16 protein-coding genes are annotated in these 22,670 nt (G+C 49.1%); 8 read left to right on the plus strand and 8 right to left on the minus strand.

The window, feature by feature from the left end; all coding sequences use genetic code 11:
* Positions 1 to 86 precede the first annotated feature (86 nt).
* From BGO59_RS28205 to BGO59_RS28220, 4 genes are all read right to left on the minus strand, one after another.
* On the minus strand, positions 87 to 305 hold the full coding sequence (locus BGO59_RS28205; protein WP_293689367.1) for a hypothetical protein: 219 nt from the start codon (positions 303 to 305) through the stop codon (positions 87 to 89).
* A gap of 178 nt (positions 306 to 483) precedes the next feature.
* Positions 484 to 1,968, minus strand: coding sequence for a DUF3375 family protein (locus BGO59_RS28210; RefSeq protein ID WP_293689369.1), 1,485 nt, complete (start codon positions 1,966 to 1,968; stop codon positions 484 to 486).
* A 30-nt stretch (positions 1,969 to 1,998) separates the two neighbouring features.
* Entirely contained in the window at positions 1,999 to 3,351 is a 1,353-nt protein-coding gene (locus BGO59_RS28215; protein ID WP_293689371.1) for an ATP-binding protein, read from the minus strand.
* Between the two features lie 3 nt (positions 3,352 to 3,354).
* Positions 3,355 to 4,335, minus strand: coding sequence for an acyl-ACP desaturase (locus BGO59_RS28220; protein ID WP_293689373.1), 981 nt, complete (start codon positions 4,333 to 4,335; stop codon positions 3,355 to 3,357).
* Between the two features lie 152 nt (positions 4,336 to 4,487).
* Here BGO59_RS28220 and BGO59_RS28225 point away from each other — a divergent pair, with 152 nt between their 5' ends.
* The gene (locus tag BGO59_RS28225; RefSeq protein ID WP_293689375.1) at positions 4,488 to 5,240 is read left to right on the plus strand and encodes a 1-acyl-sn-glycerol-3-phosphate acyltransferase; all 753 of its coding nucleotides are present in this window, start codon (positions 4,488 to 4,490) and stop codon (positions 5,238 to 5,240) included.
* A 236-nt stretch (positions 5,241 to 5,476) separates the two neighbouring features.
* Here the strand turns inward: BGO59_RS28225 and BGO59_RS28230 are convergent, their stop codons facing one another.
* Positions 5,477 to 6,868: a sigma-54 dependent transcriptional regulator gene (locus BGO59_RS28230; protein ID WP_293689377.1), complete on the minus strand. Its 1,392-nt coding sequence runs from the start codon at positions 6,866 to 6,868 to the stop codon at positions 5,477 to 5,479.
* A 221-nt stretch (positions 6,869 to 7,089) separates the two neighbouring features.
* Here BGO59_RS28230 and BGO59_RS28235 point away from each other — a divergent pair, with 221 nt between their 5' ends.
* Complete coding sequence (locus BGO59_RS28235) at positions 7,090 to 8,778, plus strand: glycosyltransferase family 39 protein (protein WP_293689379.1); 1,689 nt, start codon at positions 7,090 to 7,092, stop codon at positions 8,776 to 8,778.
* 244 nt (positions 8,779 to 9,022) lie between these two features.
* The gene (locus tag BGO59_RS28240) at positions 9,023 to 10,270 is read left to right on the plus strand and encodes an efflux RND transporter periplasmic adaptor subunit (protein WP_293689381.1); all 1,248 of its coding nucleotides are present in this window, start codon (positions 9,023 to 9,025) and stop codon (positions 10,268 to 10,270) included.
* A 67-nt stretch (positions 10,271 to 10,337) separates the two neighbouring features.
* Here BGO59_RS28240 and BGO59_RS28245 read toward each other — a convergent pair whose 3' ends face one another.
* Positions 10,338 to 10,697, minus strand: coding sequence for a four helix bundle protein (locus BGO59_RS28245; protein ID WP_293689383.1), 360 nt, complete (start codon positions 10,695 to 10,697; stop codon positions 10,338 to 10,340).
* 76 nt (positions 10,698 to 10,773) lie between these two features.
* On the opposite strand from BGO59_RS28245, the gene BGO59_RS28250 reads away from it, so the two are divergent.
* On the plus strand, positions 10,774 to 11,451 hold the full coding sequence (locus BGO59_RS28250; RefSeq protein ID WP_293689385.1) for an ABC transporter ATP-binding protein: 678 nt from the start codon (positions 10,774 to 10,776) through the stop codon (positions 11,449 to 11,451).
* Between the two features lie 128 nt (positions 11,452 to 11,579).
* On the opposite strand, the gene BGO59_RS28255 is transcribed toward BGO59_RS28250, so the two are convergent.
* Positions 11,580 to 12,026, minus strand: a complete 447-nt coding sequence (locus BGO59_RS28255; RefSeq protein ID WP_293689387.1) for a hypothetical protein — start codon at positions 12,024 to 12,026, stop codon at positions 11,580 to 11,582.
* A gap of 43 nt (positions 12,027 to 12,069) precedes the next feature.
* Between BGO59_RS28255 and BGO59_RS28260 the strand changes: the two genes are divergently transcribed.
* Entirely contained in the window at positions 12,070 to 14,430 is a 2,361-nt protein-coding gene (locus tag BGO59_RS28260) for an ABC transporter permease (RefSeq protein ID WP_293689389.1), read from the plus strand.
* 108 nt (positions 14,431 to 14,538) lie between these two features.
* On the opposite strand, the gene BGO59_RS28265 is transcribed toward BGO59_RS28260, so the two are convergent.
* Positions 14,539 to 14,982, minus strand: a complete 444-nt coding sequence (locus tag BGO59_RS28265) for a hypothetical protein (protein WP_293689391.1) — start codon at positions 14,980 to 14,982, stop codon at positions 14,539 to 14,541.
* A 34-nt stretch (positions 14,983 to 15,016) separates the two neighbouring features.
* Here BGO59_RS28265 and BGO59_RS28270 point away from each other — a divergent pair, with 34 nt between their 5' ends.
* From BGO59_RS28270 to BGO59_RS28280, 3 genes are all read left to right on the plus strand, one after another.
* A complete protein-coding gene (locus BGO59_RS28270) occupies positions 15,017 to 17,434 on the plus strand; it encodes an ABC transporter permease (RefSeq protein WP_293689393.1) in 2,418 nt (805 codons plus the stop codon).
* Between the two features lie 97 nt (positions 17,435 to 17,531).
* Positions 17,532 to 19,970, plus strand: coding sequence for an ABC transporter permease (locus BGO59_RS28275; RefSeq protein ID WP_293689395.1), 2,439 nt, complete (start codon positions 17,532 to 17,534; stop codon positions 19,968 to 19,970).
* 97 nt (positions 19,971 to 20,067) lie between these two features.
* The gene (locus BGO59_RS28280) at positions 20,068 to 22,488 is read left to right on the plus strand and encodes an ABC transporter permease (RefSeq protein WP_293689397.1); all 2,421 of its coding nucleotides are present in this window, start codon (positions 20,068 to 20,070) and stop codon (positions 22,486 to 22,488) included.
* The last annotated feature ends 182 nt before the right edge of the window (positions 22,489 to 22,670 follow it).

Here is a 22,670-nt window from a genome sequence, read left to right on the forward strand (position 1 = left end):
TGTTCGCAGAGAAGGGGCTGCAAACTGTAGGCACCAGCGGGCAGCCTGCCGCCAGAAATAGTGAAATAGTTTGAGAGAAAGAAGGATTACTCAGTAGCAGCCATTTTTTGCCGGATTTTATCGACAAATTCAACAGAAACGCCTGCTACATCAGCAATTTGCTCTACTGAAAGAGACGTTTTCGTAAGCAAATTTCTGACAACTTCCTCCTTAGCTTTTTCTTTGCCCTTTTCTTCGCCTTTGTCTAAACCAATCATGTAAATAAAGTCTTTCTCAATGCTAAAAACATTGTCGAGGCTATCCATAGCTATGTCTTTTCGATTATCACTCAAATTACGCAATTGCGCCAACACACGCAATTGATTGAAATACCGATTGAACGCCAAATCGCCGTTCTATTACTTTTTGACAGGATTAACAGGATTAACATGATTTTATGCTTCAAACAATCTTGTAAATCATGTCAACCCTGTCAAAAAAAATCTACCGGCAAAAGATAATCTCAGGAAACTCTACACTCCGGATTTCTCCGATCATATACCTGTTACGCAGCGTGTCGTTGATGAGGTGTTTTGTCGAAGCGGCTGCCAGACTACCATAAGCCATTAATTCGGCTAAACCGTACTTCAATCCAAACTCATCGATCACTTCCCGAAGCGTTACCTGCGCCCGCGAACGAAGCAGGTATTTCACGTTAGCCAGCAATACCGACTTATCGATAACATGCTGATTCACGAGCGATTCGTAGGTTATCTCTTCCGTTTCAGCAACAGCCAGCACGCGTGGCTCAATCCGACTCTCCCGCTCCTGCAACGATACAAAGGAATCGGACGACAGATACTCGGCCTTGCCGTCGATTTCCAGAAACGCATCGTCGCGGGGTGGATTGTCCATAGCCGAAAATGCCAACGTTCGAATCTCGTTGATGAGTGTCAGCGACTTACGGCGGTCGCGCAGATGCTTTTCGGCAATGATCTTTTCCAGTTTCTGGGCCAGCAAATAGAAGGAGTCGTTCACTTTCTGGCCTTCGGTATGCAAATAGAATTTGATTCTACGAACAAACGTATCATCGGGCGTAAGACCTCGTTCGGTCAATAACTCGAAGACACGCCGGATCAGTTCGTCTAATTCCGCTTTCTGACTGGGGTCGGTCAGATGCTGATAAAACCCTTCAAAACTGCGACCTTCGTGGGTTTGGCGTAGTTCGTCTAGGGCATCGAGGGCGTAACTCAACAAACCTCCTTTTGTCTGATCAACCGCCGATTGTTTCTGGTAGATAGCCTGTGCAATCAGCCGAAAACGGTCCTCAACTTCTCTGAAATCACGCATCAGACTCCGCGCCACTACGTTCACTTCCTGAAACCGCTCTTTCACCTGGTAATCGGCGAAGGTCTGCACGGTTTGCGTCAGCGTCAATTGACGAATCTGGTCATCGATTGCCAGTTTCTGCTGTTCCAGCTCGGCCACTTTTACCCGCCAGTCGTCGGACGTGTTCTGCACTAGTTCACGCAGTTTTTGCAGGATGTCGAGAAAGCGGGATTCCGTTCCGACAAAACTGCGTTTCTGCATCAGCGACGCCACCCAATCCAGCACGGTTTCCATATCGGGCGTGAGTGAATGTAGGTCGTCGCCCTGGTCGTTCGTGTAAAGTGTCAGATACCCTTCACGCACCCAGTCTTTGATAAGTTTTTCCGCTTTTTCCTCAACACCCATTACCACACTGGCCAGACTACCTTCCTCAGGTAATTCATCGTCGGTCGCAAGCCAGGTTTCCAGAAAATCGGCTAGATTGACTGTCAGCCGCTCGTGAGTCAATGTGGGTGAATAATGATCCGCTTTAAAAGCTTCCTGCAAGAAACACAGCACCAAGGCCGGATTCCGGCTGCGCAGAACCTTAATAGGTACTGGCACGCGTTCGGCATTGAAAAAAGCCTGATAACCAGCGTAGTTCACATGAATAGTATGCATCTGATTTTATCGTAAGTATAACGAAAAAACTCAGAACGTCAGGCTGAAAGTACTACCCTGGCCAGGGGTGGATTCGGCGGTAAGTTTGCCCCCGTGGAGCTGCATGATCTGGCGCGACAAACTTAGACCTATGCCCGAGCCAGTTTTCTTGGTGGTGTAGAAGGGGATAAAAATCTGCTCCAGGGCTTCTGGCTCGATACCTGGTCCGTTGTCGGTCACACGGATGATTACGTGTGGTCCTTCCGAGATAGCCTCCAGTTGAACATGCGGATTGTCCATCCCATTCATACTTTCGATGGCATTTTTGATCAGGTTGAGCAACACTTGCTCCATCTGCGATACATCAGCCCGAATGGCCAGATTGGGTGAACCCACCGATGTGGTGATCAGGCATTTGGGGGCATAAGGCTGTACCAGTTGCACCACATTCCGTAGCAGTTGTTCGATCGAAACATCCGCAAAAATCGGTTGGGGAATCGTCGTGAAGTTTCGGTAGGCATCCACAAACTGCATGATCCCAGCCCCCCGCTGCTGAATCGTCATCAGGGCGTCGTGCAGATCCGCTACGGACTCATTCACATAATTTGGAATAACGCCCGGCTGCTCGGTCGCCAGGGGAATCAGATCGGCTTCGACAATGTCGCGCATGGTACCCGCTAGCGACACGATTGGCGTAATAGAATTCATAATCTCGTGCCGCAGCACCTTGGTCAAATTTTGCCAGGCATCGAGTTCGCGCTGTTGCAACTCCGTTCGAATGTTCTGCATCGAGACGACGGTCACTAGTCGTCCGCGCAGCCGAACAGCGGTACAGCGCACTGATAATTCACCATCGGCACCCGTCTGGTAGGATGTTGGTACAGGCGAGGCCGTTGTCGTTCTCAGTAACTGCGCCAGATCGGGATGCGTTGGATTCAGGTCGTTTAGGGTGCGAAGCCGGTAAATCCCCAGCAATCGAAGAGCCGTCTGATTGACCAACTCTACCTGTCCGGCGGCATCGAACGTCATCAGTCCAACGCTCACATGCTGCACAATGGTGTTGACGTAATGTAGATTAGCTTCTTTCTCGGCACGGGCTTGTCGGAACGCATCCAGCACTTCATTAAACTGGTCGTTCAATTCATAAAAGGAAGGTCCCAGATTACTATCGGCCCGGAATGCAACGGCAAAATCGGAATAGCGAACCGATTCCAGAAAGCGTGTCAGTTTTCGGTTCAGGCTGGTTACGAATCGGTATAGGTTAACCGTCAGGATGATACCAAGAACACCTAACGAAAAGATGACCAGCCCATTGGCATCCTGAATTCGGAAATATGTAATCGCGCTGGCCAGGGCCACAACGCCCAAAATCCGCCAGGCAATGCCAATCGCGAACCGATTCATAGGCTAAGCGGCAATCCAGCTAAACGGATATTCCAGAGCCGGAATTTTTGTCCGGTCGGCTACCCGGCGCAATCGGGCCGGCAGTGCCATCAGGTAATCGCGGGCGCGTTGAGCTTTGTCGTTCAGTCCATTGACCGAGTCAATTTTCCAGTCCTGTAGCAGTAACTCGGCAATCTCGATGTAATCCATTGTGGTGTATACCCCCAGTCGTTGGGCGGCATCCGAAAAATGCGCGAAGGTTTCGCCCAGCTTTACACCCGTTTCCCGCAGAAAATGGGCCGGCATTACAATTTTTTTGCGCATCATATCCTCCAGCGCCAGCATCATTTCGGAAGGATCGACCTCAAAAATTTTAGTAACAAATTCCTTGTAGGCCTTATGATGGCGCATTTCGTCGGATGCAATGACCCCGCAAATCTTCGACAACTGATTGCACCCAGCCTGCTTGGCCAGCGTTGCTGTTCGGCGGTGCGAAATATTGGTGGCTAATTCCTGAAAGGAGGTGTAAACGAAATTCCGGTACGGGTCGCGGCCGGTGCCAATATCAAATCCGTCGGAAATCAGGTACTGCGTCGATACTTCCATCGCGTGCATGTTCACCCGACCCGACAGGTACAGGAATTTATTAAGCAAATCACCGTGGCGGTTTTCTTCGGCCGTCCAGCTCCGAATCCAGCGGGTCCAGCTACTGGCTGGATTGCCCTGATCAATCCCTTCCATGTCCATCAGCCACGATTCGTAGGTAGGCAGTGCCTCTTCGGTAATGGTATCCCCTACCAGAACGGCAATGTAATCGTACGACAGTTCACGACAACTTTCCCGCAGGAGTTTGACTTCGTCCAGAAACGACTCATTGGTGGTATCAGGCAGCAGATCGGCTGGTTGCCAATACTTTTCTATTGGTTTCAAAAACTGGTCGATGGAGGCATCGATGGTTTCTCCTACGTAACGCATCACCTCTATGCGCGTGCCTGATAAGCTCATGAACTATAAACAAAAAAATGAATGAATTGTCCTAACGACTGGGTAAAGTTCGGCAATATAACCGATTGAATCTGTCTGATAGACGTTTTTTTACCTGACAAAAATCAGTTCATCATTAATTTTAGGGCGTGAATTGGTTCGTCCTGATTTCTATGAAAAAAGTATTGGATTATCTGCTAAGTTGCCTCTACCTATTGTACTTCGGGTTAGTGCTGTGTATTTTCCACGTTTTACAGGTTATTGCCTTTAATGTATTTGGCAAGCAAGCCCATAAAAAAGTGGTCGACTGGATGAATGCGGCTATCGCCTATGGCTGGTATCTGACTGGTAGCAGCATTCACTATCACAGCCAGCCGAACCTCCCCACCGATCGTCCAATTATTTTCGTAGCCAATCACCAGAGCATGTTCGACATTTCACCGATCATCTGGTTTCTACGTCGACACACGCCCATTTTCGTGTCTAAAATCGAGCTATCAAAAGGTACGCCTGGTGTTTCCTATAATCTCCGCAAAAGTGGGGCCGCCCTCATCGACCGCAAGGATGCGAAACAGGCCCTCTCCGAAATCGCACGGCTTGGGAAGCTGATTCAGCAAACGAATCGCTCGGCAGTTATTTTCCCCGAAGGCACCCGGTCGAAGTCACCGATTGGCGAGATGAAGCCGTTTATGCCGGGAGGTGTCATTACGCTCCTCAAACGCGCTCCCAATGCGCTTGTTGTTCCTATTGCCATTCAGGGAACGGGCCGATTCAATCCAAAAGGCTTATTCCCGCTTACATCCTTTACTCAGATGTCATGGACGGTATTGCCAGGTATTGAACCCGCCGGAAAAGCCCCTGACGAAGTAGTTAGGCTGTCGCAGGAAGCCATTGGTAAAGCGTTGGGATTAGCCGTTGCGAGTTAGGCTTTTATCATAAATATCCGCAATGCATTAGCCCAAAACACATTATTGAATTCGGTCGTACAGGCTTACTGTCCTTCGAAGGACCAAATCTGAATCGTACTGAATTATAAGAACGAATTCTTAAATCTGAACAGAGTAAACGTTATTCGCTTGAAGAAGCCAAAGTTAAACTTGGCATATAAATACAAAACGTTTTCCACACCAGTCGAAACAAAGGTCATATAGACCCACACAGGTTAAAGTCCAAACTTCTCCAGACGTCGATACAACGCCTGTCGGGATAAGCCCAACTCCCGCGCTACGTCGGTAATGCTGCCCCGGTGCTTTTGCATGGCCTGCTGAATCAGTTGCCGTTCCATGTCTTCCAGTTGAAGGGTTTCGCTCACGGGCGATGCGGCTGTCGATCCATTTTTGAAGACAAAATTGGTGGGCTCCAGCAGGGTTCCCTGCGCTAGTTCAGGACGAGCCAGAATCACCGCCCGTTCAACAGCATGCTGCAACTCCCGAACATTCCCCGGCCAGCGGTATTGCTTCATTTCGGCCAACAGCGCCGGACTCAGGCCCGACACCGACCGATTGTATTGTTTGGCGTATTTTTTCAGGAAGAATTCAGCCAGTGGGCCTATATCAGTTGGACGTTCGCGAAGGGGTGGCAAATGCAGTTCGATGGTATTGATCCGGTATAGCAAGTCCTGACGGAACTGTCGCTCGGCCACGCGCTCATTCAGGTCAGCGTTGGTCGCACAAATTAACCGGACATCAATGGGGCGGGCCTTATTCGAGCCAACGCGAGTTACCTGACGCTGCTGCAATACGGTCAGTAAGCGGGCTTGTTGAGACGGGCTTAAATTGCCAATTTCGTCCAGAAAAATGGTGCCGCCGTTGGCTTCTTCAAACCGGCCTGCCCGGTCGTCGCGGGCGTCGGTAAACGCGCCTTTTACATGGCCAAACAACTCACTCTCGAATAAGCTTTCGGTCAATGCGCCTACGTCGACGCTGACAAAAGGTTTATCACTCCGATTTGAATGCTCGTGAATGGCACGAGCCACCAAATCTTTACCGGTACCATTCTCCCCCAAAATCAGCACGTTAGCGTCGGTCGGAGCTACCTGTTCGACGGTCTCAAGAATGGGACGCATGGCCGAACCGATAATATTGGTGTGTTTGGTCGATTTTTTATCGGATGCCTCTTTTCCGTTTTTCTCTTTTTTCCCGTTCGACGACGTCAACTCATCCCCATCTCCCCGACCACCTTCAACGGCGTTACGGATCGTATCCAGGAATTTGTCGTTTTGCCAGGGTTTTAGCACAAAATCGACCGCTCCTGCCTTAATAGCCCGAACGGCCATTTCGACATCGCCATAGGCAGTAAACAACACCACCCGTGCTTTAGGATTGATGTCCAGAATACGCTCAAGCCAGGCAAACCCTTCCCGACCACTACTAACATCGCGCTGGAAATTCATGTCCAGGACAATGGCATCATACCGGTTGTTATTGAGCAGAAAAGGAAGTTTTTCAGGGTTTTTCTCGATATCTACCGAAGCGACATGGCGTTTGAGCAGCAATCGGGCCGCCAGCAGCACATCGGGGTCATCGTCGACCAGTAGGAGTTTGGCATCTTGCATATACTAAAGATAATGAATTAGCCGATTTGTTGCACACCGGTTCAGATTCAGGGACGAATTTCGTATTTCTTCCGTACTTTGACCAGCAAATTGTCATGAATGGTTGTTTGTGGTCATTAAATGGTCATTCAGTGTCATTAGGCGGTTACGCGATACCGGCATAATTTCGTTGTCATAAAGATTGCCAGCCGCTTTAATTTACCCTCATTCTAAACGTAAAAATGCCCCAAAGTGACCATCTAACGCCCATACCTGATCGGCTCTTTTACGCCCTTGTAATGGTCGGTATCTTCCTGAATGCCACCGGACTTTTCCCTCCCATTATGGAACTCGACGGGGCACTGTATGCCTGTATTGCCAAACAGATGGCCCAGACCGGCGATTTTGTGAACCTCTACGCTGTAGGTACCGACTGGCTCGACAAACCACATTTCCCGTTCTGGATTGCCGCTTTAAGTTATCGAATTTTTGAGGTCACTACGTTCGGCTACAAGTTCCCTGCTTTGCTGGCTTTTCTGGGTAGTGTTGCCTATTGCTATCATTTTGCCCGACTTACTTATTCAAAAGCGGTAGCCCAGGTAGCCAGTTTAGTTTTGCTGACGGCCTTTCATGGTGTGCTCTCCAATAGTGACGTCCGGGCCGAGCCTTATCTGATGCCCCTGATCATCGGAGCAGTTTATCATTTCTACCGGGTATTCCTGAAAGGCCATTTTTATCATCTGCTGTTGGGCTCGCTGCTAACAGGCTGTGCGCTAATGACCAAAGGGGCTTTCGTCCTGATTCCAATTGGAGCCGGACTCGTCCTCCACTGGCTCCTGACGGGCCATTGGCGCGAACTGCTCAACTGGCGCTGGTACATGGCCGTAGTTTTGTCGTTCGTTTTTACCTTACCCGAAATCTATTGCCTCTACCAACAATTTGATCTTCACCCCGAAAAGGTTGTTTTCGGGAAGACGGGTGTATCGGGGGTTAAATTCTTCTTTTGGGACAGTCAGTTTGGACGCTTTTTCAATACAGGCCCCATCAAAGGCGAAGGCGATAAATTTTTCTTTGTTCATACGCTGCTTTGGGCATTTTTACCCTGGTCGCTGCCACTTTATGTAAGCATCGGACAGGCCATAGCGAGGCTGATCAATCGAAAAGGCGCGTTGCCAGAATACGTTTCGCTAGGTTCCGGGCTGGCTACGTTTGCCCTGTTTTCGCTATCGGGCTTTCAGCTTCCCCACTACCTGAACATTGTGTTCCCATTTTATGCCATCCTGACGGCTCACTATCTGGTCAGGCTGACGCCCATTGCCTTACGTCGTTGGACGATTGGGCAAACGGTTATTGGTCTACTCATTGCCATCCTGGCGATTGGTCTGTTACTGCTTGTTCAACCTGCTCAAGTGGTGAGTGCCATCGTATGGGTTGTTGTTATTACCCTGGCGACGTTCTACTTTTTTCGGCACATCTCGCTTGATAGCCTACTAGGACGTATGATCGGTGCGATGCTGGTCTTGGCTGTAACGCTGAATCTTTTCCTGTACCCTACATTTTTACAGTATCAGGCGGGTATGACAGCTGCCCGGTACGCCAATGAACAGCCTGCTCAGACCAAACAACCAACCATCCTCTATGAACCCGGCACAGGTGTTGGCGGGGGAAGTTTCTGGTCGTATGAGTTCTATGCCGAAGCGCCAACTTACTACGCCCGAACCGACTCGACCTTACGAAACCAGCTTCGCTCAGGCAAAAAACAGGTATTTCTAACAGCCGAAGATGCCGACTCACTTGGTAAACGCGGGTTCACCCTTCGTACACTGGCTGTGTTTCCGTATTTTCACGTTAGTCAGCTTACATACGATTTCCTGAATCCAGCTACGCGTTCGCAGACGCTGTCGCCCTATGTACTGGCAGAGGTGAAGTAGGCAATTGGGAGCGTGGCAGACTATGTTGATTTCAGGAGACGTACGGCCTTAATCCATCCTACTCCCAAAAGCGGACAAAACCCGTCCGAAAGCGGACAAGCGGCTATGTTCTACAAAAGTTAAACTATTGATTATCAACCCCCCATTCCATCTGGCATGACTATTGGCACAGGATAGAGTAGTCAATGAGGCCTGCGAATTGAATCGCTCATTAACTAATTCACTCATTGACAATTAAGTAACAATGGATCGCGTCTTACCTAAACGATTTTGGACAACACAACGCATCGCTATTTTTGGTGGTGGTGCACTTCTGGTAGGCTTACTGGCTTACACGTTCTTCTTTGCCGACCGTCGGTCGAAATTGAATGTTGAAAAAGATAAAATAACCGTGTCGGACGTCTCCACCGGCCCATTTGAAGATTTCATTGCCGTTACGGGCGTCGTTCAACCGCTGAAAACGATCCGGCTCGATGCCATCGAAGGCGGGTACGTAACGCAAAAACTGGTTGAGGGCGGCAACATGGTTCAGAAAGGTGAAGTGTTATTAAAACTGGAGAACCAGAGCCTGAAACTGAGCTTCTTACAATCAGAAACGGAAGCGAACCGACTCGTCAACGATCTGCAGAATACCCGCCAGCGGATACAAATCGAACGGTTCACCCTACGTAAAACGCTGGCTGACGTAGACGCTCAAATTGCTCAGACAAAAGATACCTACGAACGCCAGGAAAAGCTGTTTAAAGACAAGGTTGTTTCGGAAGAAGATTACCTGAAAGCCAAACGGGCATATGATCGGCTGATGAGTCAGCGTACAATTGAAATTGAAACGCAGAAGTATCAGGAAGAAAATGCCAAGGCTCAAATCAAACAATTGGAAGGGACCTTGCAACGTACACAGAGAAACGTCGCTCTTTGGCAACAGACACTGGATAACCTTGTCGTAAAAGCGCCGGTTTCGGGTCAATTATCAAGCATCGACGTGGAAGTAGGTTCGAATATCAACCGGGGGCAGAACATTGGCCAGATCGACGACCTGAATGGGTTCAAAATGCGAGTGGGGATCGATGAACACTATATCAGCCGGGTATTTTCGGGCCTGAAAGGTTCCTTTGAATTCAACGGCAAAAACCACGAGCTGGAAATCAGCCGGGTGTATCCAGAAGTAAAAAACGGTCGGTTCGAAGTTGATATGATTTTCCCGAAAGGTACGCCGGAAGGCATCAAACGGGGCCAGTCATCCCCCATTCAACTGGAGCTGGGTAAAGCGGCCAAAGCGACGCTGCTGCCCGTTGGCGGCTTCTTCTCCGATACGGGTGGTAACTGGGTCTACGTAGTTGACAAGTCGGGCAAGCGGGCTGTTAAACGCTCTATCACACTTGGCCGCAAAAACCCGGAATACTACGAAGTGTTGAGTGGTCTGGAGCCGGGCGAGCAAGTCATTACATCGAGTTACGAGAATTTTGGTGATAACGAAGTGTTGGAATTTTAAGGAGAAAGGAACAGGGAGAAAGGAGAAAGAAATCACTACGTTCATCTCCTACTCCCTGTTCTTATTTTTAAAATTTTTCTAGCCTGGTTTTTATCAAACTTTGAAGCATTCTGGAAATAAGCCGACTTTGATTAATCAATTCTTTACCTGATTCTTCATCAAGTAGCCCAACGCCAATAGCAATATAAAGTTGTGTACGTAATTCTCCTGACGACCCTTTCGAAATGCGAAGAAAACGAATAAATTCTTTGTTTGAGTTACGTTCAAATCCTTCTGCAATATTGGAAGGTACTGATACAGAGCATCGACGCATTTGGTCGCGAAGGCTAAAATCTTTGCATTCGGCCAATGACTTGTAAACATCAATAGCTAAGCGTAATCCTTCTTTCCAGACGATTAGGTCTTCAAACTGTTCAATTTTTGCCATAAACACAGTGGGTTTTGTGAGTGAGCAAATAAATTCTTTTTCCTTTCTCCCTTAACCCTTTCTCCTTAAAAAAACAATGATCCAAACAATTAACCTGCAAAAGCTCTTCGCTACCGAAGAAGTAGAAACCACCGCCCTTAACGGGATTAATATGGAAGTTAAAGATGGCGAATTTGTAGCCATCATGGGGCCCTCCGGCTGTGGCAAGTCGACCTTGCTGAATATCCTCGGCTTATTGGACAACCCAAGCGAAGGCGAGTATAACTTCTATGGCACAGAGGTCGCCAAAATGACCGAACGTCAACGGGCGCAACTTCGGAAGGGGTCGATTGGCTTTGTGTTCCAGAGCTTTAACCTGATCGACGAGCTAACCGTTTATGAAAACGTCGAGCTACCTCTGCTGTACCTAAAGACCCCGGCCGACGAACGCAAAAAGCGGGTAGAAGAAACGCTGGAGCGGATGAGCATCATGCACCGACGCAACCACTTCCCACAGCAACTCTCTGGCGGTCAGCAACAACGGACAGCTATCGCCCGTGCTGTTGTGGCAAAACCCAAGCTCATCCTGGCCGATGAACCGACGGGTAATCTCGACTCAAAAAATGGTGAAGAGGTAATGAAGCTTCTGGGTGAACTGAATGAAGAAGGCACTACCATCATCATGGTAACGCACTCACCCTATGACGCTGGTTTTGCCCACCGCATCGTCAATCTGTTCGACGGCAAAGTGGTAACGGAGAATTTCCACGTCTAATCGGAACCGGGATTTACAGATTTATCAGACCGACTTTGATTTTGTTTGAAAACGCTTCTTTAGCTTGCCTTTAATCAAGCAAAATCAAAGTCGGTCTGATAAATCTGTAAATCCTGGTTCAGAATAATTCAGACAAATACGCCCAGGTCTACGTTGAGTACTTCTGAAAATGAAGATTCGGTAGCTACTCCACCATCACCTTTTCGATAGCGAAGCCACTGCTGGGTTTTGTAATTATATACGAAGCCTTCAAGGATACCATACTCATTTTCCTCAATGAGCTTAATGACTTTGCTGGTATCATGTTTATGGCCACTATTCTGACAAACTTCAACAATAACTCGTGCCTGCTCGGCCTGATGGTCGTAGAGAATCAGGTCAGGAACAGGGGTTGCATATCCATCGGTTAACATGGTTTCGGGCAACGGCTCAAATGGAATCTGCCCAGACTGGTAAAATGGGTAAAGCCCGGCAGTCAACCGGGCTATAACGCTTTGGTGGATAATAGGTGCATTAACACCCATTTCGTCTTCCATGACGAGCGTTTTTATTGAAATTGGCAGTGAGTAATTCATTCGAAGCAATACGATTTGTATACCAAATCTAACCAAAACATACATGTTTCGCAACTACATTAAAATCGCGGTTCGGAGCTTGCTCAAACACAAATTTTACTCACTCATCAATGTGTTTGGGTTGGCCCTGGGCATGGCCTGTAGCTTGCTGATTGGTCTGTGGGTCCGCGATGAACTGAGTTACGACCGTTTCCTGCCCAATGCCGAGTCCATCCATTTTGTGCGCGTTAATTTCCCGACGCAGGCAGGCGACACGGTGACCAACACGGTTACGCCCGGCCCTCTGCAGGAAGCTATTGCCAATGATGTACCGGAAATAGCTGCGGTTACCAAACTGAATTATGGGCCGGAACTGCTCATTAAAGTCGGCGAAAAAACGGCGAAGGAAAAAGGCCACTATGCCAGCGAAGACTTCTTCAGCGTCTTCGATTTACCTGCGCTTTATGGGAATCCGAAAGCAGCCCTGCATCAGACAAACCAGATTGTTATTACCCGAAAGGTAGCCGAGAAATTTTTTCCGAATGGCCAGGCCGTCGGCAAAACGTTGCAGCTAGACAACGACAAGTTTTATGTAGTCGGCGCGGTACTTGACAATCTACCGGCCAATTCTACCCTGCAATTCGATTGGCTGGTAAACTGGAAAGTACAGGAGCAGGACTGGATGAAAAAGTGGGGCAATAACTCCTTCTATACATACGTCCGTCTCAAACCTCATACGACTGCTGCGCAGGCCCAGGCAGCTCTATCCACCATTTATCCGCGCTTTGCCGGAAAAAACTTCGAAACAGCCCGTCCTACTTTACAGCCGATCACGGACCTACACCTGTATAGCGAATATAAAAATGGCAAGAGCGTTGGTGGCCGGATTGGGTACGTCGCCGTGTTCTCTGTGGTGGCACTGTTTATCCTGCTGATCGCCTGCATCAATTTTATGAATCTGGCCACGGCCCGCTCGGCAACACGGGCCAAAGAAGTGGGAGTTCGGAAGGTTGTGGGTGCTATGCGCTCGTCACTCATCGGTCAGTTTTTAAGCGAGTCGATCCTAACCAGCTTACTGGCAGCTTTGCTGGCGATTGGCCTGGTCTGGTGTGCGTTACCCACCTTCAACGAGGTATTTAGCAAACAGTTGGCACTAAACACAGCAGAACCTACGCTTTGGCTGATCATCGCCGGACTGATACTGATTACCGGTTTCTTGTCGGGAAGTTATCCGGCGCTTTTCCTGTCGTCGTTACAACCAATCAAGATCCTGAAAGGACGTTTACAGTTTGGTTCAGGTCCGGCCTTTTTCCGACGTGCGCTCGTTGTGTTTCAGTTCTCGCTTTCGATCTTCCTGATTGTCGGTATGCTGACAGTCGGCAAGCAAATGAATTATCTGCGCACCAAAAACCTGGGACTGGATCGCGAAAATGTAGTTTATATACCCTTGGAGGGTGAAATCGCTCAGCCTAAAAAAATAGAAGCATTTCGGCGGGAAGTTATGCGAAAGCCGGCTGTCGCATCGGCTACCACCACCATGTCGTTACCCATCAATATCCAAAGCACATCGGGCGACCTGACCTGGCCGGGTAAAGATCCTAAGCTGGAAACCAATATTTCCTGCATGTTTGTAGGCAGTGACTTCATCAAAACACTCAACATCAAGTTACTGGATGGTCGTGATTTCCGAAACGGAAGCCTTGCCGACTCCACAAGCTATCTTGTCAACGAAGCAGCGGCCAAACTAATGGGGGTTAAAAATCCGGTAGGGAAAGAGGTTAGCTTCTGGCCGGGCAAAGGGCAGGTAATCGGGTTAATGAAAGATTTTCATATTAACTCGCTGCATCAGGCAATTACGCCCCTGATTCTGTGTTTCGATACTCGTAACACCAGCTACTTGCTGGTGAAAACGCAGCCGGGCCAAACCCAGCAGGCTATTGCCGATCTGGAACAGTTATCGAACGAATTTAACCCGAATTACCCGTTCAACTACCATTTTCTGGACGAGGAATATGAGAGTCTCTATCGGTCCGAACAGGTCGTTAATAAACTGATCAATTACTTTGGTGTACTGGCGATTCTGATTTCATGCCTGGGTCTGTTTGCGCTGGCGGCTTTCACGGCTGAGCAGCGAACGAAAGAAATTGGCGTCCGAAAAGTATTGGGAGCCAGTGTGTCGAACATCGTAGGGCTGCTCTCGAAAGATTTCCTGAAACTGGTCATCATCGCGCTGGTACTGGCTTCACCGCTGGCTTGGTGGGCGTTAAGTACGTGGCTGGACACATTTGCCTATCCGACAAAACTATCCTGGTGGTTATTCGGTGCCGCTGGCTTTCTGGCTATCGTAATCGCTTTTCTGACGGTGAGCTATCAGAGTATAAAGGCAGCCACAATGAACCCGGTAACGAGTTTGCGAAGTGAGTAAATCTGAACCAGGATTTAGCTGATTTTTGGATTGGCTGGATTTTGTTTTTTTTTCATTGAAGCGCCAATGACAAAATCAGATTAATTCAAAAATCAGCTAAATCCTGGTTCAGAGAAACGTATTGAGATCTAGTTGGAGGATTTCAGAGAAGGATGATTCAGCAATGAAGCCCCCATCGCCAAAGCGGTAGCGGTACCACTGCTGCGTTTTGTAATTATAAATAAATCCTTCTCGAATGCCATACAGGTCGTCATCGATAAGTTGGATAACTTTAGCAATATCACCCTTTTGCCCATTCGTTTTGCAAACTTCAATAATGATTGGCGTTTCATCCGTCGTAGTATCAACCAGTGATAAATCCGGCACCGGACTAGCTTTCGTATCATCGAGCATCGTTTCAGGCAGAGGCTCAAACGAGATACGTTTTTGATGATAATAAAGAACGCCTAGCCCAGTAGTCAGCTTAGCAATAATACGCTGATGATCGGCAGGTGCCCAGATTCCCTGGTCTTCGTTGACAAGAACAAGTGGATTTGAAGTAGGGAAATACATATGTAACGGTTTTTACCAAATTTACTAAAAAATCATGTTCCGCAATTACCTAAAAGTTGCTTTCCGCACCCTCTGGAAAAACCGGACGCATACACTCATCAACATCGTAGGCCTGTCCGTAGCGTTTGGTACGGGCGTGCTGTTATTTTTGACGGCAACCTTTGAACTATCGTATGACCGATTCCATACCGATGCCGACCGAATCTTTCGGCTTTATTTTCTGTCGTCGAATCGGGATGGATCGCCCGATAAGGGGTCTACCATGCCTTACCCCATTTCGCCTTCTCTCAAAGCTGAATTCCCCGAAATCGAAGGTGTGACGCGCTGGTTCGACCGTAGTGCCAGCGTTCGGCGGAATGAGCAGACGTACAACAAGGATGTGCGGATGGCCGATGCCGATTTTCTACAGATGTTCTCGTTTCCGCTGCGGAAAGGCAATGCCAAAACGGCCATGAACAGCCTGAGCGATATTGTCATCAGCGACAGAATGGCCAACGAAATTTTCGGTAGTGAAGACCCTATTGGCAAACCCCTCCAGCTACGACTCAACAATGCCTGGCAGGCCTTCACTGTGACGGGTGTGCTAAGCGATGCGCCCAAAAATTCGACCTTCGAATACGATGCGCTGATTCGGAGCGAAAACGCGGGCGACTACCAGGAATTTAAAAGCCGTTGGGATCACGGAAACCATGATGTATATGTCAAGCTGAAACCGGGCACTGATCCACAAACGCTTCAACGGCGTACACAGGCGTTTATGGACAAATACTTTGCTTCCGATATTCAGGAACGGCAAAAACAGGGGTGGCCCAAAAACGAACTGGGATTCCAGCGTAGTTTATTATTTCAGCCATTACTCAATGTTCATTTCGATACCGAAACGACACATGGTATGGGTATCAGCCGGACCTATGTGTTTACGCTGTTACTGGTCGGGCTGTTTATTCTGGCCATTGCCTGCATCAACTTTATCAACCTGACCATTGCCCAATCTCTTTCGCGGGCAAGGGAAGTCGGTGTCCGGAAATCGCTGGGTGCCCAACGGGGACAACTGTTCGGGCAAATCTGGGGCGAAACAGTGTTGATCTGTGCCATTGCCCTGTTTATTGGCTTAGGCATGGCGTACGGCCTATTGCCCACCTTCAACCGATTGTTCCAAAGTCATTTGGCCATAGCCGACTTCCTGACCCCGTCCATTTTAGCGGTGACCGGCTTGAGCTTTCTACTGATTACCCTCATTGCCGGAGGCTACCCATCGTGGTTTGTCACGCGCTTCAATGCCGTAGAGGTACTCAAAGGAACGCTGAAAGTAAGTCGTCCGGGCCTTCTGCGCAATTCACTGATTATAACCCAGTTTACCATTGCTTGTCTGCTCATTGTCTGTACGGTGATTATCCGTCAGCAGATAAGTTACCTGCAACAAAAGCCGATGGGTCTCGACAAAGAGCAAGTCATCAGCGTTCCCGTAGGTACTGAACTAAATGGCACCGATGCGCTCAAAACGATGCGAACCCGGCTAGCCAATCAACCGAATATCGTAGCCATTTCGGGCTCATCGGTAAATATCGGATCGGGCCTGGATGGTAGCTCGTCGCGCATGATTTTTGGCTTCCTCTATGGGCAGCGGGATGTTGCCTGCGACTGGCTACGCATCGATACCGACTACCTCAAAACGATGGGTATCAAACTCCTGCAAGGCCGCGATTTCAATGCCAGCTTTAGCACCGATTCAAGTTCGTCCGTGCTCATTACGCAAAGCATGGCCAAAGCCCTGGGCGAGAAAAATCCGATCGGAAAGTTTATCAAGCCTGATAATAAAGAATATCAGATCGTAGGCGTTGTATCGGACTTTAATTTGTACTCGCTCCATCAGGAAGCTCGGCCCATAACGTTGCAAATGCAGTCAAAATGGCCCATTCACTACATCCTGATCCGGGTGAACCCACAAAATCTGACGGGGGCGATGGAAACCATCAAAGCTACCTGGAAAACGATTGCTCCCAAACAGGAATTCATCGGCTCGTTTCTGGACGAAAATACCGAACGCTGGTACCGACGTGAGCAACGACTGGCCAATATTTTCTCCTCGGCTGCCGGTATTGCGATTCTCCTCTCCTGCATGGGCTTGTTCGCCATTGCGTTGCTGACCATCCAGCAGCGAACCAAAGAAATTGGCGTTCGGAAAGTACTGGGCGCATCGGTATCCAGTATCGTCACGCTGCTGTCCAAAGATTTTCTGAAACTGGTCATTGCTGCCATCCTGATTGCCAGCCCCATTGCCTGGTGGGTTATGGATAAATGGCTGGCCGACTTCGCCTATAAAATCGACATCGAATGGTGGGTCTTTGCGCTGGCAGGTGTACTCGCTATATCGATTGCCTTTGTTACCGTTAGTTTCCAAAGCATCAAAGCGGCCTTGATGAATCCGGTTAAATCATTACGATCGGAATGATGTAGAGACGCGACCCCTCGCGTCTCATGGGCGTCAGCAACAAACCATCCGGCAATGAGACGCGAGGTATCGCGTCTCTACAAAAATCCCTAAAACCATGCTTCTTAACTACGTAAAAATCGCCCTGCGTAATCTGTGGAAAGCCAAGGTCTTCACAGGCATTAATGTCGCGGGGCTCGCTATGGGCATCACGGCATTCGTGCTGATTCTGGAATACATTAGCTTCGAGAAAAGCTATAACCAGTTTCACTCGAATCTTCCTAATCTGTATCGCGTCCTGCTTCAGGATGTCCCGTCTGGTACACCTGAATCCTACGCCCCTTCGGCGGTTGCTCCAGCCTTAAAACAAAACTTTGCCGAGGTAGCCTCCGTTTGCCGACTTGCGGAAGTACACAAAGGGATTGTTATGCTATCCGACAAAGCCAATAACCTTAAGTCGTTCAAGGAAGAGAACGTACTGACGGCCGATGGTGATTTTTTTCGGATGTTTTCGTTTCCAATTGTGGCAGGTTCGTCGTCGCTCAGTCAACCCAATACCGTAGCCATTTCGGCCACTAAAGCCCGTACCTATTTTGGAAAGGCCAATGCTGTTGGCAAGACCTTGATCCTCAATAACCAGTTTGGCAAAACCTTGTATACCGTCACGGCTGTTTTTGCGGATGTACCAGCCAATACCGACTTACAGTTCGACATGGTTTACTCGCTCTCGACACTGGAAACACCCGCTGGCCGCAATGGGAACGACTGGGCGAGACTGGATGCCTGGCAGGGCTCGTTTTCACAAACAATAGTCCAGCTAAAGCCCCAGACAAACGTGGCATCCTTCGAAAAAAGAGCCGAGCAACTCATTCGGAAAGCCCGTCCGAATTCGAAGGACTTTTTCGCACTACAGCCACTTCGGTATGTGCACCTGGGCGACGGGCTTAGCGATAACCGGCCAACAGAGGCTAAACTAGGCTTCATTTACCTGCTGGGCGGGATTGCCCTATTGATTCTGACGATTGCCTGGCTGAACTACATCAACCTGTCGACAGCAGGCGCGATGAAACGGTCGAAAGAAGTGGGCGTTCGAAAAGTGGTGGGAGCCAATCGGAGCCAGATTATCAGTCAGTTTCTGAGCGAATCATTGCTACTTAACCTGTTGGCGCTGTTTGTTGCAGCCTGCCTGATCGGCCTGTTGCAACGACCATTCAACAACCTGATCGGCAAAGACTTGTCACTGGCGGTTTTTCAGGGAAATCAGTTATGGGCAGTTGGTCTGGGCGCCATCCTGATCGGGGCGTTGGTATCTGGCAGCTATGCGGCTTTTGTACTGTCGGGCTTTTCCATCATTAACGCCTTAAAAAGCAACAAAGCCAGCGCCGGACGGGGTGCGATAAACTTTACCACGTCGGTTCGGCAAGGATTAGTCGTATTTCAGTTTGCTATTTCTGTTCTGCTGATGGTGGCTACAGTCGTGTTGTACCGACAGCTATCGTTCATGCAGACTCAGGATCTGGGGATGAACATGAAGCAGCTACTGGTTATCAAAGGTGCTGAAGTGGGCGATGATGATGCCCGACGTGCCGGACGAACGGCGTTCCGCAATGAACTGGGGCGTTTACCATATGTCGAAACCTATTGCAATTCGGGCAGTGTGCCGGGTGGCTTTTACAACTTCAACGCGAATGGTATTACCCGCCAGAACCCAGCACCCGGCGATGAAAAAAAGAGCTATGCTATTACCTATGCTGATGATCGGTTCCTGCCAACCTATGCGATCAAACTGGCAGCTGGTCAGAATTTTACGCCCGACATGTGCGATAAAGGGATGAAAGCTCTTCGGATTCTGGTCAACGAGAAAGCCGTAAAATCGCTGGGCTTTCCCTCGGCAAAGGCTGCTGTGGGGCAAAAAGTAAAATTTGGAGAAGAGTTCGAAATCGTTGGCGTTCTGAATGATTACCACCACGAATCGTTGCAGAAAGCGATTCAGCCGCTGGTTATTTTCCCCGGTTATCCTGGTAGTAATTACACCCTTCGCCTGTCAACCGATCAGATTCAGGCTAAAATCGGCAGCCTGGAAAAGCTCTACAAGCAGCTATTCCCCGGCAATCCGTTTGACTATTACTTCGTGGATGAGCAGTACGACAAACAGTATAAAACTGAGCAGCAGTACGGGCAAATTTTTAGCACAGCCGCAGCATTGGCCATTCTGATTGCCTGTCTGGGTCTGTTTGGCCTCACTACGTTTATGGCCGAACAGCGGACGAAGGAGATTGGCGTTCGGAAAGTACTGGGAGCATCGGTCGCCAGCATCGTTACCCTGCTTTCGAAAGACTTCCTGAAACTGGTGATTATTGCTTTTGTGATTGCCAGCCCACTTGCCTGGTATGCAGCCAACCAATGGCTAGCCGATTTTGCCTACCGAACCACGGTCGACTGGTGGATTTTTGCGCTGGCAGGCTCCCTGGCGATTCTTATTGCCTTCGCCACGATCAGTTTCCAGAGTATCAAAGCCGCGTTAGTAAACCCCGTGAAATCGCTTAAAACAGAATAATGTAGAGACGCCAGGTATGGCGTCTCCTATGCGTCAGCCATAAACCATCCGGTCAGGAGACGCCAGGTATCGCGTCTCTACATAACCACTCTATCCCATGCTCACAAACTACCTCAAAATTGCCTGGCGGAATCTGACGAAATATCCGACGACTACAGGCATCAACTTAATCGGGCTCACACTGGGCCTAACGACCTGTCTGCTGATTGGCCTGTTCGTTCACTACGAATGGAGTTTCGACCGATTTCACCCATTGGGCGAGCGGATTTACCGCATTAACGAAATCACGAAAACCGGGAATGAAACCGAGAAGTCGGGAATTGTTCCCTATCCACTCGGTGCTGCTATTCGTACCGATTTCTCAGACTGGCCTGTAGTAGCCAGCATCCACGCCGAAGAGAACACCTCCGTAGTGCTATCGCCTGATAAAATTCTGTCGGAAGAGCGGGTGTTGTTTGCCGAGCCGCAGGTGTTCGATCTGTTTGCGCTGACCATGCGCGTGGGAAATCCCAAAGCGATTCTGGATCAACCCAATCAGGTGATCCTGACAGAAAGTACCGCCCGCAATTTCTTTGGGACAACATCTGCCATTGGCAAAACATTTAAGCTGGGGCAAACAACCATGCTGCGGGTAGCCGGTATTATGGCCGATATGCCCGCCCAAACGCATTTGAATGCGAGCATGATTGTGTCGTATAAGACCCTGAAATCGTATATGTCCTGGGATATTACACAATGGGGCTTACGGTCGGCAGGAAGTGTGTACGCGCTTCTGCCCGAAGGCCGACAACCTGAACAGTACGCAAGTCGACTAGCAACGGTATCGAAGAAGTATTTTGCGGACGAAAACAATACGGGTAGCCAACGGCATCTGGCTTTACAGCCCCTCGAAGATATTCACCTGAATCCGGACTTTGAAGGTACGGTATATGTGCCGCCCATAGCCCCTACGTACCTGTGGGTATTTGGCATTATTGGCCTGTTTGTGCTGCTGATTGCCTGCGTCAATTTTGTCAATATGGCCACAGCAAGGGCCACCACGCGGGCTAAAGAAGTAGGGGTTCGGAAAGCGATTGGTGCTACGTTCAATCAATTGGTGGGGCAATTTCTGGGCGAAGCCTTCTGGCTGTCGATGGTTTCAGCCGGACTGGCCATATTCTTAACGTACCTTGTTCTACCCTCCCTCAACAGTTATTTGCAGAAGCAGATTGCCTTCAACGGAACCATGATTGCCGGTTTCGTGCTGACGCTGGCGTTTCTGACTACCCTATCGGCTGGCACCTATCCTGCTTTTTTTATGGCTCGATTAAAGCCGGTAAAAGTGCTGAAATCACGCGCCGATGTGGGGCGAGGTAGTCAGAGTTGGATTCGTCAGGGGTTAGTTGTCTTCCAATTTTCGGTTTCGATTATTCTGGCGGTGGGCGTACTGGTTATTTATCAGCAGATGAAGCTGTTCCGAGAAAAAGATCTGGGCTTCGATCGAGACGCTGTCGTAACAGTTCCTTTGCCCGATGTCGATAAAAGCACCGCTGCATTCCAGCATTCGCTCCGCGAGATTCCAGGTGTTCAGCAAGTTTCGTTTGCCATTGGTGCGCCCACTTCGCGTAACAACTTCACAACGGGTATGCATCCCGACCCCGCCAATCCAACCCAGCGCATCAATGTCAACGTGAAAGTGGTGGATGCCAATTACCTTCAAACTTACGGGATGAAACTGGTGGCCGGACGATTCTTTACCGATGCCGATACGTTGGGTTTCTCGAAAAAGGTTCCTTTTGAGCAACGTCGGTATGTGTTTGTGGCCAACGAAGCACTGGCCAGATCGCTTGGGTATGCCAAGCCGGAGAAACTGCTGGGGCATCGGGTAAAGATCGGCCTGAACGACATAACGGCTGAGATTGTAGGCGTTACCCGCGACTTTCACGCCAGTTCGTTGCGCGAAACCATACAACCGGTCATCATGCTCAACTTCCCCGATTATTACTTTACTGCCGGTCTGAAACTGCAACCGACTAACCTCCCGACAACGATGGCCGCCATTGAACGGGTCTACAAGCAGTATTTTCCGAACTCGCTCTATGAAGCCGAATTTCTGGATCAAAGTCTGCAAAAGTTGTATGAAGAGGAATCGCGACAGTTTACCCTGCTGCGGGTATTCGCGGGTTTAGCCCTGGTCATTTGCTGTCTGGGTTTATGGGGGCTGGCCACGTTTACCATCGAACGGCGCACCAAAGAAATAGGCATCCGAAAAGTACTGGGTGCATCAACGAGCAACGTTGTCGCCTTACTCTCGAAAGATTTCCTGAAACTCGTTCTCATTGCCTTAGTGGTTGCCTCGCCCATTGCTTGGTACGCCATGAACCAGTGGCTCGAAGATTTTGCCTATAAAATCACCATCGAATGGTGGATGTTTGCCTTAACAGGTCTCCTGGCCGTTGGTGTTGCGCTGTTAACAGTCAGTTTCCAGAGTATCAAAGCAGCCTTGATGAATCCGGTGAAATCATTACGGTCCGACTGACGTAGAGACGCGATACCTCGCGTCTCATGGGCGTCAGCAACAAACCATCCGGCAATGAGACGCGAAGTATCGCGTCTCTACATATATCCCCTGCCCTATGTTACGTAACTACCTCAAAATCGCTCTTCGCAACCTGGCGAAGCACAAAGTAAACACAGCCATCAACATGGCGGGTTTAGCGA

This window comes from Spirosoma sp. 48-14 (assembly GCF_001898575.1).
Lineage (GTDB): Bacteria > Bacteroidota > Bacteroidia > Cytophagales > Spirosomataceae > Spirosoma.